The organism is Pseudoalteromonas rubra (assembly GCF_001482385.1).
Lineage (GTDB): Bacteria > Pseudomonadota > Gammaproteobacteria > Enterobacterales > Alteromonadaceae > Pseudoalteromonas > Pseudoalteromonas ardens.
The window spans coordinates 991,478-1,006,532 of record NZ_CP013612.1; the positions used below are offsets into that span (position 1 = coordinate 991,478).

Sequence of the window (15,055 nt, forward strand, 5' to 3'; positions counted from 1 at the left end):
ATTTGAGCATAAATTTATGAAGCTATTACTTTATTTTTCTACATTGGTATTGTGTTTGTTTTTATTCTCACTGTTTGTTAAACCTGAAGCGTTTCCTGCATCCGAGGTACATATAAGGATTTCAGAAAAAGGGCTCATGAGAGCACGAACACCTCAAACCTCCGTTGAAGCGTATATTGATATAATACGAGATAAAATAGACAATGGGAAAGTGGTGGTTATTATTTCTGCTAATTCATGGCAGGAAGAGGATGTTGAAAAGTTGAAAAGTAGGATTCTAAATGAGTTTGATAATAAAAGATTGGAATTTAAATTAATTTACTCTAGCTGAAAATTATAATTTAAGTAGCTATTTACTGTGTGGTCAGTGTGTTTGCGATGAAGAATGCGGGAGTTGACTGTCCCAAAGACGTAGCGTGCTACTGCAAAGAAGCAATCAGAGAATTTCTAAAGGAATAAGTTGCTGATTTTGAAATTTACACAGCTGGTTTTAGCTTTTATTTTAAGTGAAGAGAGCTCTTTTGGTTTGAAGATAAAATGATGCTACTTTACGAATAAAAATCAACTTTGAGATCTCGTGAGTGAGAGATTGCGTACTTATAGGAGTGCATTATAGCAGTGAAGAACGATCATTAACTCTTCGGTAATTTGTAATAATAAAATAGAAATACTGCTTTAAAGTGGTTGGAAATTAATAGCAGTTAACAAGTGTCGTCAAAACGGAAGCCTACTCTCTGGCCTATTTTTCGCTAATCGCTTCGCGGTAAAAAAGCCCTTAAGGCATTCGTCGTTGATGCACACGTTAATTTGAAAGGAAATGTATGAGAAATTTAATCTGTGCGACTTTGCTTTTGTCACCTTTTTTTAGTGGAGCTGGGGAGTTGGTAAGGAATGCCGTAATTACTGAAGTGGCGAGTTCCAGTGGTAATAAAGATGTGTTTTACGTTAAGTTAAGTGGAGGGACTGGTCCATGTGCAAACGGATCTGTTGAGTTTCCTGCAAGTCAGTCACAATCAGAGCAGTCTTACAACCAAGCCTTTTCAATTGCCCTTGCAGCGGCAATGAGTGGGAAGAAGATCAGAATACACAATTATTCAAACGATGAGTGTGGCGGAGCAAACTTTATTGGTATTTTTACAAACTAGTAAATTTTAGAATACGACTTATCAGGGTTGGCGTGCACGGAAGTTGAGCATGTGAATGACTCAGTTTAAGTACTATTTGCGGTTGTGCGCCTACTAAATCAGCACTCCTGGTTTTGGCCTGGTGAAGATGACTGGAAAGTGCGTTAGAAGTATCTATTTGGTGCACTTTCCAGGACTGTAATTGTCTGTATATGAAATTCTCATTCCCCTGCAACTGTTGCATATAAAAGTGCGCATATTGGCGTCACTTTCAAGTTTTGATGAAGGCAGGGTCAAAAAAGTACATTAAAGTGGCTGTATTAGATTTCAGGTGGCTGTCCTTTTTTCCCATTTTCGAAGGGCCGGAGATGTAGGCGTTGTTGATAAGTTAAAAGCACTGATACAGATAGTCACTCTCAGGTTGTTCACTTGGCTGAGAGCACGTCTGCCGTGCCATGACGTGAGATTTAGTGCTTTTGTTATTGTGTAAGATAGTTACATCGCACGCGATGCTGTTGCTTCTGGGGAGGTTAACGTGTTAAAACAGCGTCTTTGAGTTAATCATATGGGCAATAAATGCAATATGTTTGACGATACCTAAGAGCAGTATAGCGGCTCTAAATAATTATAATAATCTAAATTTGTATTAGGAAGTAAGATGACTAAAACACTAGGGGTAGTATTTTTCAGCGCATTACTCAGCGCCTGCTCAAGCTCAACAAAAATTTCCCAAGCTATCGATGTTCATAATCAAGCACAGTTAAAATACGGCACAATAGAACTCAAAAGCATAACACCAGATGCCCCAGAGCACTTCTCTCAGGCGGTTAAATCATATCTAAAACTAGAGCTCAGAAGTCGGGGCATCTATACCGAAGAAGATGGCAGTACAGTCACTGTTAACATCATTGATTACAGAATGCGATCTGGATTCTCACGTGCGATGTTCGGTGTGCTAGCCGGCAAAGATGGTGTTTATTCAGAAGTTACTGTCATGGATCAAAATGGGAAAGTGATAGGCAAGTCTAATGTCTCCAGTTTTAATGTTATGGCAATCGGTGATATGCAGGATATCGCGAGAATGCACGCAGAAGAGATCGCAGAGTTTTTAGTCGGTAAAAAAGGCTAACATAGAGTCTGCCAGGCAAGTTTTACAAACTCACCTTGAGTGCTGTCAGCTCAGATCTCAAAAGCGGATGGCGCATATGATAAAAGGGGTTGTTGTGTCGAAGTCACAGCCAAAAAGGTCGACGTAGTGACCCACCAAGGTGTAACGTGCAATTGTGGGAAGATAGACATGCTCTCAACAGCGCGAATATTTTAACCAAGCATAGTAGGTTGCAGTGAGTGGAAAAGGTGTGTGAACTGCCATTAACGCTCACTGGCGGAAATAACAATGTACCTATATAAGAAAACTCTTGAAAAATTGAGAAGATCGTCATTACGGACATTCAACCAATGGAAGTACCAAAATCGGTTGTTGTGGATATGATCGCACGTTCAAAATTCACACCTCTATTGCCCAGAGATGGCTTTTCCAAGTGTGGTTTAAAAGGTTACGCATTAACAATGGAATTTATGTTGCCTCAAAAAGTAAGCTTTGAGCTGTAGCAATAAAAATTAGCTCACAGCTTTGCTATGAATATTATGGTGAGAATAGTAACCGGATTGATCGTACTGGTGCTGATAGCAGCAATGACAGGATATCTACTTTATTTTCGAGGTCAAAAGGTTGAAGTTGGTTTTATTCCTAACGCGTTTCAATACTGCGGAAAAGTCATAACGGGCGCAGACCCCGAGTACAGAGAAATAGTTGACTGGCTCCATTCAAATACCAAAGGTTGGATGAGAGACTGGCATATGCAAATTGCAGGTGCAACTTATCATAGCTCAGCTTTTTTAGGTACTGTATTTCCTGGTGGTGTGTCGGTAAGTTATAAAACAGAAACTGGCTTTCCTCGATTTATCAAGCAGATAAATCATAATCTCAGTACATCATGTGAAGAGCGTGAATAAAATCTAAGCTGCTCGAACCAGGTGCCAGGTTACAGAGTCGCGGCATTTTTTTGCACATGCAGAGGTAAGCTACGCGAATCACCTTACTGCTCATCACATTTATGCTATACCAACAGTAAAGCCAGTGCCCCAGATACGATGAGTTTTTGCCTGCCCTTATTATAAAGAGACAAATCATTTTTTGGTTGTGTTCAAAGCCTGTTTAGTGTCTGGCACTTTTAGTCGTCATGCTATTTCGCATAATGTTTTACACAGTGGTTTTGTAACGCTTACCTCCATCGACTTCGTCAATTAAACACCTGTGTCAAATCCGACACACTGGCCTGTTTCACCTGTCTCAAAACCGATACACCTTCAAATCCCCTTTTTCAGGGAAATAAATAAACATCAATTAAAACAGTTGCATATGGTGGTTATAGATCTGGCATATCCCTTGTAACACCTTCTGCAAACCAGACCCAATAACAGAAGGGAAAAGCAGATGGATATACAAAGAGATCTTACACAGCCAGTGCGCTGGAAAAAACTGGGTTATTTGCTGCCAGTTGTCGCGCTGGCTTTGGGTTACTTCGCAATTCAGGAGTTTACCGGTGATGCGTCTTATTTCGTGGATCGGGAAACTGTGGTCACAGCAAAGGTGGAGCACGGCGATTTTCAGGTTAACGTGCGGGCTACCGGTGTACTCAAGCCCGCAGAGATCCGTTGGGTGGCAGCGCAGGTATCCGGTCGGGTAGAGCAGGTGCTAGTGAAAGCGGGTGCTGAGGTCGAAGTTGGGCAATTGCTGCTCAAGTTATCTAATCCGCAGTTGCAACGAGAACTTGAACAGGCGCGCTGGGAGCAAGAAGCCGCCAAAGCTGAAAATAACGCCACCATAGTTGCGCTGGAATCTCAATTGGTAGAACTCGACAATCAGGTGGTTTCGGCAGATCTGGGTTATCAGGCAGAAAAGCTAAAACTCGACGCCGAAACCCTGTTGATCGAGCAAGGCAATGCCACGGTGTCTCAACTGGATTATCAAAAAAGCCAGCTGGCGGTAAAGCGTGAGCAACAAAAGTGGCAGGCCGCTAAGCAAAAGGCGCTCAAAATGCGCGCTGAAATTGAAGCAACCAAAGCCGCACAAACAGCCCGCTTTGGCCTGCTGGAGAACAATCTCAGGCGCATGCAGGAACAAGTTGATGCTTTGCAGGTGCGTGCAGATAAAAGTGGTGTCGTACAACAGATTTCGCTGGAGCTGGGTGAGCAGGTGAGCCTGGGCGGCAGCATTGCATTGCTGGCATCGCAACAGAATTTATACGCCGAGCTGCAAGTACCGGAAGTCAGGGTTCAGGATATTCAGATTGGCCAGAGCGTGACGCTGGATACCCGAAACAATGAAATAACCGGCACGGTCACGCGCATAGACCCGGCAGTGGAAAATGGCATGGTACTGGTCGATGTCGCGTTACCTGACAGTTTGCCTGCGGATGCCCGTCCTGAGCTGACGGTAGACGCACAGGTTCAGGTCAGCCATCTGAGCAATACTTTGTATGTCCGCCGTCCAACCTACGCACCCAAATCCAGCCAAATCCAGCTGTATAAGCTCGACCATGCCGGACGTTTTGCCCATAAAACGGCAGTGGCGCTGGGTCAGGTTTCCGTCAATCGGGTGCAGATAGTCTCGGGGCTGAGCGCTGGGGATGAAGTCATTATATCTGACAGCAGTGACTGGCAGGACCATGCCGAAATCAAACTGAATTAATGCGTTTCTACTCAAGAAACAAGCAGGCTGTTACGCCTTAACCTTGCCAACAGAGGCTGTTTGCTGCACCCTGTTGGCTCTGAAATGGAGTCATTCATGAGCGCACTCATAAGATTAGAAAATATCAGTAAAAGCTTTTACACCGATGAAATAGAAACTCAGGCATTGCACGGCATTAACCTGAGCATCACAGAGGGTGAATACGTGGCCCTGACCGGGCAATCCGGGTGTGGTAAGTCAACCCTGCTGTCTTTGCTGGGATTGCTGGATGCACCCACACAGGGACATTATATACTGAGCAATCAGGATGTATCCGGGCTGTCTCGCGATCAGCGTGCAGCCATCCGCAGTAAGCAAATTGGCTTTGTGTTTCAGTCGTTCAATCTCATTTCAGACCTCACGGTGGCAGAAAACGTCATGTTGCCTTTGAGCTATCAGTCCGGGATTAGTCGCAAGGAAATGCAGGCGAAGGCGCAGGAAGTGCTTGAGAAAGTCGAAATGAGCCATCGTACTGCGCATTTTCCATCCCAGCTATCCGGTGGTCAGCAGCAACGTGTTGCCGTTGCCAGGGCATTAGTGAATGACCCTGCTATCATTCTGGCCGATGAGCCCACAGGTAACCTGGATTCCAAAAACGCCATGGCGGTGCTGACATTGTTCGATAAGCTGCATAGTGAAGGCGCAACCATTTGCATGGTGACCCATGACCCTGCATCGGCATTGCGCGCGCAGCGCAGCCTGGAAATGTTCGATGGCCGCCTGGTAGGAGACACCCGTAATACACAGGCTTCGCAGCCCGTGGCGCACAACGCGTTGGATCTGGAGGCGTTATGATGGCCATGTTGCTGGACCTAAAATACGCATTGCGTCAGCTTTATAAGTCGCCCAAGTTTACCGTGATGACGCTGGGTGTGCTGCTTGGTGGCCTGTCGATAGCCTTGTTCACGTTTTCATTCTTGTATTCAACTATCTACAAAGCGCTGCCTTTGCCAGATGGCGAGTCAGCAAAACGCCTGGTAGTTTATAACGATGGCGAATTCGATATGCCCACTGCCAACGAGTTTCAGGCTCTGATACAAGGTGCACAGGCCTTCTCTGAATTGGGGATCTTTCGCGACCAGGACGTGCGGATGAGTAAAGGCGAAGCAGGCCGTAACTTTTTTGGTGCTGCGGTTCAGGGAGGATTTTTTGAATTCAGCCGTATAAAACCACTGACAGGGCGCACGCTCAATGCGCAGGATAGCCTGCCAGGCGCCCCTGCTGTGGCGGTGATCAGTGAAGAAGTCTGGGAAGATGAGTTTAACCGGGATCCGCAAATGCTGGGTCAGGCCATTGAGCTCAATGGGGTGCAGACCGAAGTGGTGGGGATCATGCCAAAGGGGTATCGTTTTCCACACATTGCGCGTATCTGGTTACCCCTGCCCGACAAGGTACTCGACGCTCAAGCCCCGGTGAGCGAGCAGTTTAATGCGTATATTCGCCTCAAAGATGATGTTGAAATAGCCACGGCTGAGCGCGAAATGACGCAAATACTGCGTACCCTGCAACTGCAAAATCAGCAGAGTTATGGCATGGAGCCGGTACAAAAACAGGCGCGCATCCTTACCTTTCAGATGACCCAAACCGGCGGAGAAGGCGCCACGGTGTTTTTCTTTTTGAGTGCGGTTTCCTGGGTAGTACTACTGCTGGCCTGTATCAATGTGGGCAACCTGTTGCTGGCCAGAATTCTCGAAAAGCAAAAAGAGACCGCTATTCGTAACGCGCTGGGGGCAAGCTCCGGGCGCCTGATCAGCCAGTTAATGTGGGAAGGCGTGTTAATCACCCTGCTGGGGACATTTTTGAGTGTTTGCCTAGTTGGCGCACTTCTGGATTATGTTAATGTGGCGCTGCGTTCCTGGTTGCCTGGGGCTGGCCTATTTTGGTGGCAATATGGGCTTGATGGGGCAACCCTGTTGATGGCGCTGGCTTATATGCTGAGTACCGTGTTGCTGGCAGTCTTTTTACCTGCCTGGCGCAGTACGCGGCAGGATATCAATGCCACGCTCAGAGATGGCACCCGTGGGGCACAAAGCCGCAAAGCCGGTCGCCTGTCTCGTATCCTGGTAACCATTCAGGTCTTTTTAGTCGCCATATTAATGCTGATTGGCTCCATATCTGCGCTTATTGCTAATAAATTCGTCAATATTGATCTGGGCGATGATTATCAAAACGTGATGAGCACGCGTTACAGTACCCCGGAACACGATTATCCCAGCCCTCAACAGCGCCTTAACCTGACCTATGCACTGATGAATGAGGTGCAAAATCACAACGCAGTCACACATGTATCGGTGGCACAGTGGTTAGGCCCAAGCAATGTCTTTTTTGCCGACAAAGCCTATGGGGATGAGCAAACGGGCACTGAGATTGACACGATTTCCATGTTGGGGGATTTCCAGGCCACCGGGGTTAAACTACTCGAAGGGCGTTTATTCAACCTTGGCGACACCATGGACAAGCGCAGGGTGGTGATCATCAGTGATTCTATGGCACAACGCTACTGGCCGGGTGAATCCGCGCTGGAGCAGCACTTTACCATGGAGCTTGAGGGCAAAAAGCAGCAAGTGTTTGTGGTGGGGGTGGTCTCGAACCTGATGAACCCGAAGTCTCTGTTTGGCAAGCTGGACTCAGCCGATGAAATTTACATCAGTGGCAGTCAGTTCGTGCAAACTCTGCAAAAGCTGTCGTATCGCATTTTGCCCGGCACGCGCAATGCCGATGAAATTTTTTACCAGGCAATGTACAAAATTGCACCTAACCTGGAGGTCACGCAAACGGTGATGCCGGCCATTAAAAACCGCGATAAAATGCGCGAGTCAATGAAGTTTATTTCTCAATTAACCTTTGCAACCGGCGGCTTTGCATTGGTGCTCGCGGTGATTGGTATTTATGGCCTGACAGCCAATGCTGTGGCACAACGCACGCATGAAATTGGCATTCGTCGTGCCGTCGGCGCACGTGACAGTGTTATTGTGGGATTGTTTATGCGCCAGGGGGCGGTTCAGCTAGTAATTGGCCTTGGGCTGGCATTGCTGCTGTTTGCTTTGTTAGCGATGGGTTTTCAGAAGTTTACCGAGGGGCTGTTCCCCGTTGGCGCCTATTATGCCTTGGCTACGGCGGTGAGTGCTGCGCTAAGCGCTGTGGTATTGCTGGCGGTGTATATGCCTATCAAGCGGGCGATTGAGCTTGAACCGATCGCAGCGCTGCGTTATGAATAACCCCATAAAAGTGAAGGAAGTATAAGAACTGGCATGAGCACAAAACAACATATTCTGGTCGCCGATGACGATATGAACGTCATTGCAGGTCTGTCTTTTTTGTTGCAAGACGAAGGCTATGAGGTGAGTTGTGTTACCACGGCTCAGGCCGCGCTGGAAAAAGTCAAAGTGCAGTCGTTTGACTGCGCTTTGCTGGACATGAACTTTGGCAAAGACACTACCTCAGGACAAGAAGGGCTTGCCCTGATAGCTGAACTCAGGCAGCTCGACAGTCGTCTGCCAATAGTGATGATGACTGGCTGGGCGACCATTGAACTGGCGGTAGATGCGATGCGCAGTGGTGCTCAGGATTTTGTGCAAAAACCCTGGGACAACGAGCGTTTGCTGCACACCTTGCAAACCCATATTACGCTTGCACAATCACAGGGGTTAAATGAGCGGCTGAAACAGCAAAACCAGTTGCTACAGCAAGCCGCCTATCCTCAGGAACGCAGCGAGATTGTGGCCTGTTCACAGCCGATGCAACAGTTGCTGACCCAGCTTGAACAACTGGCTCAAAGCGATATGAGCATCTTGCTGACTGGCGACAACGGCACCGGTAAAAGCATGCTGGCGGCCTATGTGCACCGTTGTTCGGCGCGCGCTGAGCAGGCGTTTGTCACGGCCAACATGGGGGCGATAGTAGAAAGTCTGTTTGAGAGTGAGATGTTCGGCCATGTCAAAGGGGCTTTTACCGATGCCAAAGCCGCCAGAGCGGGCCGTTTTGAAATGGCGCGCCATGGCACCTTGTTTTTGGACGAAATTGCCAATATTCCGTTGTCTCAGCAGGCTAAGTTACTCAGCGTGCTGGAAGAGCGCAGGTTTGAGGCTGTTGGCAGTAGTCAGTCACAGGTTGCTGATGTCCGGGTTATCTCGGCTACCAATGGTGATTTGCCAGCGCAGATCCAATCTGGTGGGTTTCGTCAGGATCTTTACTATCGACTGAATACGGTGGAACTCAGAGTACCCTCGCTCAGAGAAAGAGTGGCCGACATTGGTCCGCTGAGCGAGCACTTTTTGACACAGTTTGCAGCAAAGTACAACAAACCTGTGCCGCAACTGAGTGAGCAAGCCCTCACCGCGCTTTGTCAGTACGACTGGCCCGGCAATATTCGCGAGTTGCGCCATGTCCTGGAGCGGGCGCTGTTTGTGTGTCGTACGGCCCAGATCACCCCAGGCGATTTGGCTATCACAACCGGGCAGCCAGCGGAGACTAATGTGGATGACCCTAGCCTGACGCTGGATGAAATCGAACAAGCGGTGCTGCGTCAGAGGCTGCGCCATCATCAGGGCAATGCCAGTGAAACAGCCCGCTCTTTGGGGCTGAGCCGCAGCGGCTATTATCGCAGGCTGGCCAAGTTTGGGATGGCTGAGTAGCAATGCGCAAGGTCTCTGGTTTTGCCCTGACGCACTTGCAGCGCCTGATTATCGTGGTTTGTCTGCCCTGTTATCTGTTGATGGTGACAGGCTTGTATATGGCCAACTGGAATGGCTATTTGGTGGTGTTTATTGCGACTGTGTTTGCCTTATTGCTGATCTGTCTGGTGGTAGCAAGCAAGGCCATGGTGGCGCATCAGCTGCATACCTTAACGAACCTTATTGAAGCCATGACAGTGGGGGATTATTCGATGCGGGGACGGGTGAGCGGCGACAAAGCAATGTCTGATTTGCTCAGTCAGGTTAATCTGCTGGCAGACAGCCTCAGCCATCATAAAACCCAGGCGGTGGAGTCGCGCCTGATGCTTAATAAGTTTATTAATCAGATGGATGCCATGGTACTGGTGCTGGATGACCAGGAGCGGGTTATTATGGCTAATCAGCCCGCCCAGACAGTGTTGCTTACTGCCATACCCAGCACGGAGCAGCCACTCGCGCTTGCCTGCAGCGCTGTGGGTCGTCAACTGATGGCTTGCGACGGTAAAATAGTGATGCTGGACGACGGCCAGATCAGTGGTGAGTATCTGGTATTACGAGAGCGCTTTATCAGTGAAGGCAAAGCACATCAGTTTTTAATTATCAGTAATGCTGAGCGCTTGCTGATGGAAAAAGAGCGCACGGCCTGGCAGGGCCTGCTGCGGGTATTGAGTCATGAAGTGAACAACACCCTGACTCCCATCAGCACCATAGCGCAGCAGCTCAACAAGCGTTTATCACAGCCAGAAAATCAGCCATCAGCCGACAGTTTGTGTCAGGGCATAGGCATTATCAGTGAACGCGCCAGCTCTTTGCGTGCTTTTTTAGAAGGCTATACTCGTCTGACGCACTTACCTCAACCCAATAAAGTTCCGGTAAAACTGGGTCGGGTGATCAGCACACTCACAACCCTTTACCCTGATATACACTGGCAGTTTGAGTTGGATCAGTCTGCCTCTGTGCTGGTTGATCAACAGCAGTTTGAACAGGTATTACTCAACCTCACCAAGAACGCGCAGGAAGCCGTCATGCCCGGCCAGCAGGTCGAAATCACTTTGTCTTCTGCTACTTCACTGGGCCAGCTGGTTCTGACCATGGTGGATAATGGCGGTGGGATCGTAAACCCGGATAATGTTTTTGTGCCCTTTTACACAACCAAAGCACAGGGCAGCGGGATTGGTCTGGCTCTGTGTCGGCAGATCATGTTTGCACATGGCGGCAGTATTAAGCTCGACAATAATCCGGACGGTCAGGGCGCGCGGGTGCGCTTGCTGTTTCCGTATTACGAAGACTGACGATAAGTAAATTGGCGATTGATATTTAGCTATCACTTCAACTGAAATAAAAAATTAACTTTTTGGTGTCTTTTTATTCACCCTGCGTGCTTAGTCTGTGTGTTGCCAGTATTGGCACTAATCAACTTAAGGAAGAATAATGAGAACACATTTGTTACGCGCCGCTATTGGCGTATGTATGGCAGGCAGCGCATTTGCTGCACAAGCAACCATCTTTACCTGTTCAGGAGTTGTGACCAGCGTTGCTTCTCACAATGGTAATTTTGAAGTCAGATACAACAGTGAGCGCACTGGTAATCAGATGGAACCGGTAATCATCTATAGTACGCACACTTACCTGCTTGGCCCGGTACTGAGAGCCATTGAAGCAGGTCAGGACTCACGCACAGTTTACAACCTGGTCATTGAGAATCGCGATGGCGGCGATACCCGTTGCTACGATGGAGAGTCAGAGAACGCTTTGATCGGCATCAGCGCAAAATACTAAGCCGTTGTATAGCTGCCAGCGCACAAAGCTGGCAGCTTTAGGGGCGTCACTGTGATGCCCCAATATATTGTAAAGTCCACTTCTTTCAGGTCATTTTGTCAGCTTGCTCAGCCTTTTTCTGTATGAATAACAGGTGCAATTCAACTGTACATTGGATGCTTTTTAATCTTTTTTATTTACAAGTGTAAATTTAGTGTTTATATTTTTTGGTTCCCAATAAAGGAAAAACAAAGGTATACACATGTTAAAGGTTAAAAAAACACTTTCAATGACAGCGTTGTCTGTTTCGCTGGGGCTAGGTCTGAGTGCAGCAGCAATTGCGCAACCGGCTAATGTCGGTGAGCACTTACTTTATAGTATAAGTACTGAATATTATGAGCCTGAAATTGTTGGCGGTAATCCGGCCAATACCGCAGACTGGCCGTTCTATACACAAATTTTAAGCTCGAATGGCACCACGGCATTTTGTGGTGGTAGTTATGTCGGTGATGGTTATGTACTGACTGCGGCACACTGTGTGAGTGGCAGATCGGCAAGCGGGCTTAATGTTAAAGTGGCGGGTTTTATCCTTGGTGGCAATGATGGCGACCGCATTGCTGTGGCCGAAAAATATGTTCATCCACAGTATAACAGCAGCACGTTAAACCATGATATTGCACTGCTTAAGCTGGTTCGTACACCAACTCAGGGGTCGAGCGTTACGCTGGCACAGGGCAATGTTGAGCAATATGTGCGCGTTGGCGATTTAATTTCTGTTGCAGGTCTTGGCCGTTTGAGCGAAGGCGGCAGCCGTCCGACTAACCTGTATGAGGTAGACGTACCACTGGTCTCTGATCAGGTATGTCGCCAGTCTGGCGGCTCTTATCAGAATGTAGGCAGCGTGGCATTCTGTGCCGGCTACCCTGAGGGTCAGAAAGACTCTTGTAGCGGTGACAGTGGTGGTCCAATCGTAGCAAACTCAGGTGGCCAGGTGGTACAGCTGGGGATCGTCAGCTGGGGGATTGGTTGTGCACGCCCTGCAAAATACGGTGTGTACTCAGATGTGGCGGCACTGCGCAGCTGGATCGACAGCGTAAAAGGCGGTGCTGAGCCAGTTTCTGTGTCGTTCAAAGCAAACGATACGCTGACGGGTTTCAAGGTTGGCGAAACTAAAGCACATACTTTCACTGTCACCAATTCAGGCAATACGCCATTCACCTTTAAGACCTTAAATGTAACCGCCAGTGGTGTCACTTCTGGTCTGGTTAAGCCGGTTGATACGTGTAGCGCGAGCACGCTTGCCGCAAATCAGAGTTGTCAGGTGGGTGTTGAATTTGGTGCTAGTCGCAGTGGCTCAGCCGGTGTTGCTGTCAACTTTACCCTGGAAGAAAGCCAGGTGAACTACAGCGCCAAAGCCACGGCGACGGTCACATCTGGTGGTGATACGAACTGTCCTGGCAACTGGGATGCGAGCAAGGTTTATAATAAGCCAGATCAGGTGACTTATCAGGGCTTTAAGTATGAAGCGCGCTGGTGGACACGTGGCGATGTGCCAAGTGAATCGGGCACCTGGGGCGTATGGAGATTGCTTGGTCAGGACACAAGTTGTACACGCTAAGCAATTAAGTAGTACCAATTTGACTTAATACCTGGTCTATTTTCTCGCCTCAAAATAGCCCACTTACTTAAGCAATTAAGTAAAAAAGCAGCTTCGGCTGCTTTTTTAATGCAAAAATAAAGGGATCAACGTGTTACCTGACCGATGGCTAGCGCTCGCCACCGCGCGTCATTTTCAGCAAAGTCCGGTCGCGTTTAACCAAATGATGGTACAAGGCTGCAGCGGCATGACCCAGGATCAGCAGCCAGACAAGCCAGGCGCCGAGAATCTCCTTATGGATAAAGTCGATGGGTTTTTCAAACTCGGCGAATGACAGTCCCATTCCCTGTTCGACGAGTGCGCTAAATAGCGCTGTGCTTTCAAATTTAGGAATATCAAACAAAAAGAAAAACTCGGTGTCCACACCCGTGCCAATATAGCCCGTCAGTGGGGCGATAATCATGATGGCGTACAAAGCGTAGTGACCAATATGGGCGGCCAGATGCTCGATGTGGGTGCCAGGTTCTGCTGAGGGGGTGGTATTTAGCCATCGCCAGATGAGTCTGAGCGCGACAATCACCGCAATTGAAACACCGAATGACAAGTGGAGCTGCAATGCAGTCCAGTTTTCCGGGGTTTTGGCTTCGGTAAACCACTGACGATAATAGACGCTGACATAGGCCGCCAGAAATAACAGGGCTGTGCCCCAGTGTAGCCATTTTGCAATGGTGCCATAATCTCGTGAGGTATTTTTGATGCTCACAGGGTTGCTCCGGATAGTGATTTGTTACTGCCACGGATGGTAACAGCTGGTGATGTGAATGAATGCCACAAAAATCCGGATAAAGTATTCTTTTTTTGAGAACACTGATTTTAATACTCTGATTTATATTGTCTTTATTTGATTAATTGTGAGATGTGCTGATTGCATTGCGTGAGGCTGCTTTTGATTTGTCCTGCTATACTGCAAGCGAATACAGTGTGAATCAGCCGGAGGCCCTTTGCTTACTTTAACCTTAGTTTCTTTGTCGGGGTGGTCCGATATTGTCGAGCGTATTGGCCAGTCTACAGCACATAAAGTATGGCATGCGTTAGTGGGGTTACTGTCGCCAAATGGCCAATCCGGGTTGAAGCAGGACATATTCGAGCTGGGCGAGCTCTGGTTCGAAACCGACCTGTTTGATTCTCTCTCGCAGGCGGAAAGAGCACTGAGCCAGCGCGTGGCGCAGCACCTGCTTCACGAGCTGGATTGTCAGCTGGTGCATGAAGCCGAGATCCAGGTGAGCTCAGCGCAGGTGGAAGAGCAAACTTCACAAGAACAAACTATCCGGGCTGGTGCAGCCTGTGCTCTGAACGAGCTTTATCCTGATAGCAAAGAAGATTTGTTGCGGGTGTTTGCCAACAAAAATTTGCTCCCTTACTGGCAGTCAATCCAGCAGGTTCAAAGCAGCGGCGTATTTGGATACGAAGCCTTGATCCGAGGTCCGAAGGCGTCACCCTTGCACCGTGCTGACAAGCTTTTTGGTGCTGCCATGGCACAGGGGCGGCAGTTTGATATGGAAAAGCTGGCACTGACTACCCATTTAGCAACGCACCAGGGCCAATGTGAGCAACAAAGCACGGTAAGATTAACGGTTAATCTCTCACCTGCTTTATTATTTGACGCGGATGTGTCGGGTACATTGCTAGATTATCCTTATGCACACTTGCTCTGTATTGAGCTGACAGAGCATCTGCCTGTAGATGACTGGGCACCCATCAAAGCAAAAATGGCCGAATTACGCCAGCTAGGTTACACCTTCTGGCTAGACGATGTTGGTTGCGGATTCTTTGAGCTGACTTTGATCAATGCGGTGAAACCCGATGTAGTGAAGCTGTGTATCACCATTATCAGCCGCCTGGATTATGGCGCTGAGATCATCGATGAGATCAGGCAAGTGGTTGATACGGTCCACCTATATGGTGGCAAGGTGCTGGCCGAAGGCATAGAAACACAGCAGCAGTTAGCTATTGCCCGGGAGTTAGGGGTTGATTATGCACAGGGGTATTTGTTTGATAAACCAAGGGAAGCCGGGCTGTAAGAACCTAAACCTGCGCTCGTGTATGGCGG

13 protein-coding genes are annotated in these 15,055 nt (G+C 48.2%); 12 read left to right on the top strand and 1 reads right to left on the bottom strand.

The features are described from left to right. Positions 1–16 precede the first annotated feature (16 nt). The 11 genes from AT705_RS23345 to AT705_RS23395 all read left to right on the top strand — a co-directional run bounded on the left by AT705_RS23345 (position 17) and on the right by AT705_RS23395 (position 12,966). Complete coding sequence (locus AT705_RS23345) at positions 17–331, top strand: hypothetical protein (protein ID WP_058798716.1); 315 nt, start codon at positions 17–19, stop codon at positions 329–331. Positions 332–821: 490 nt separating this feature from the next. Further along, positions 822–1,145 (top strand): DUF5992 family protein, encoded by a 324-nt coding sequence (locus AT705_RS23350; RefSeq protein WP_058798717.1) that lies wholly within the window; start codon positions 822–824, stop codon positions 1,143–1,145. 637 nt (positions 1,146–1,782) lie between these two features. Beyond that, positions 1,783–2,253 (top strand): DUF4410 domain-containing protein, encoded by a 471-nt coding sequence (locus AT705_RS23355; RefSeq protein ID WP_058798718.1) that lies wholly within the window; start codon positions 1,783–1,785, stop codon positions 2,251–2,253. A 509-nt stretch (positions 2,254–2,762) separates the two neighbouring features. Beyond that, positions 2,763–3,140 (top strand): hypothetical protein, encoded by a 378-nt coding sequence (locus AT705_RS23360; protein ID WP_058798719.1) that lies wholly within the window; start codon positions 2,763–2,765, stop codon positions 3,138–3,140. 481 nt (positions 3,141–3,621) lie between these two features. After that, the gene (locus tag AT705_RS23365; protein WP_058798720.1) at positions 3,622–4,878 is read left to right on the top strand and encodes an efflux RND transporter periplasmic adaptor subunit; all 1,257 of its coding nucleotides are present in this window, start codon (positions 3,622–3,624) and stop codon (positions 4,876–4,878) included. A 96-nt stretch (positions 4,879–4,974) separates the two neighbouring features. Then, positions 4,975–5,712, top strand: a complete 738-nt coding sequence (locus AT705_RS23370) for an ABC transporter ATP-binding protein (RefSeq protein WP_049863304.1) — start codon at positions 4,975–4,977, stop codon at positions 5,710–5,712. Next, positions 5,709–8,135: an ABC transporter permease gene (locus AT705_RS23375; RefSeq protein WP_237113851.1), complete on the top strand. Its 2,427-nt coding sequence runs from the start codon at positions 5,709–5,711 to the stop codon at positions 8,133–8,135. The genes AT705_RS23370 and AT705_RS23375 overlap by 4 nt, the downstream gene beginning before the upstream one ends. A 33-nt stretch (positions 8,136–8,168) precedes the next feature. After that, positions 8,169–9,551, top strand: coding sequence for a sigma-54-dependent transcriptional regulator (locus AT705_RS23380; RefSeq protein ID WP_058798722.1), 1,383 nt, complete (start codon positions 8,169–8,171; stop codon positions 9,549–9,551). Positions 9,552–9,553: 2 nt separating this feature from the next. After that, positions 9,554–10,882, top strand: coding sequence for a sensor histidine kinase (locus tag AT705_RS23385; protein WP_058798723.1), 1,329 nt, complete (start codon positions 9,554–9,556; stop codon positions 10,880–10,882). 139 nt (positions 10,883–11,021) lie between these two features. Then, positions 11,022–11,369, top strand: a complete 348-nt coding sequence (locus tag AT705_RS23390) for a hypothetical protein (RefSeq protein WP_058798724.1) — start codon at positions 11,022–11,024, stop codon at positions 11,367–11,369. Positions 11,370–11,610: 241 nt separating this feature from the next. Then, the gene (locus AT705_RS23395; protein ID WP_058798725.1) at positions 11,611–12,966 is read left to right on the top strand and encodes a trypsin-like serine protease; all 1,356 of its coding nucleotides are present in this window, start codon (positions 11,611–11,613) and stop codon (positions 12,964–12,966) included. Positions 12,967–13,114: 148 nt separating this feature from the next. Here AT705_RS23395 and AT705_RS23400 read toward each other — a convergent pair whose 3' ends face one another. After that, complete coding sequence (locus tag AT705_RS23400; RefSeq protein WP_058798726.1) at positions 13,115–13,708, bottom strand: cytochrome b; 594 nt, start codon at positions 13,706–13,708, stop codon at positions 13,115–13,117. Positions 13,709–13,946: 238 nt separating this feature from the next. Here AT705_RS23400 and AT705_RS23405 point away from each other — a divergent pair, with 238 nt between their 5' ends. Continuing rightward, entirely contained in the window at positions 13,947–15,026 is a 1,080-nt protein-coding gene (locus AT705_RS23405) for an EAL domain-containing protein (RefSeq protein WP_208856792.1), read from the top strand. The last annotated feature ends 29 nt before the right edge of the window (positions 15,027–15,055 follow it).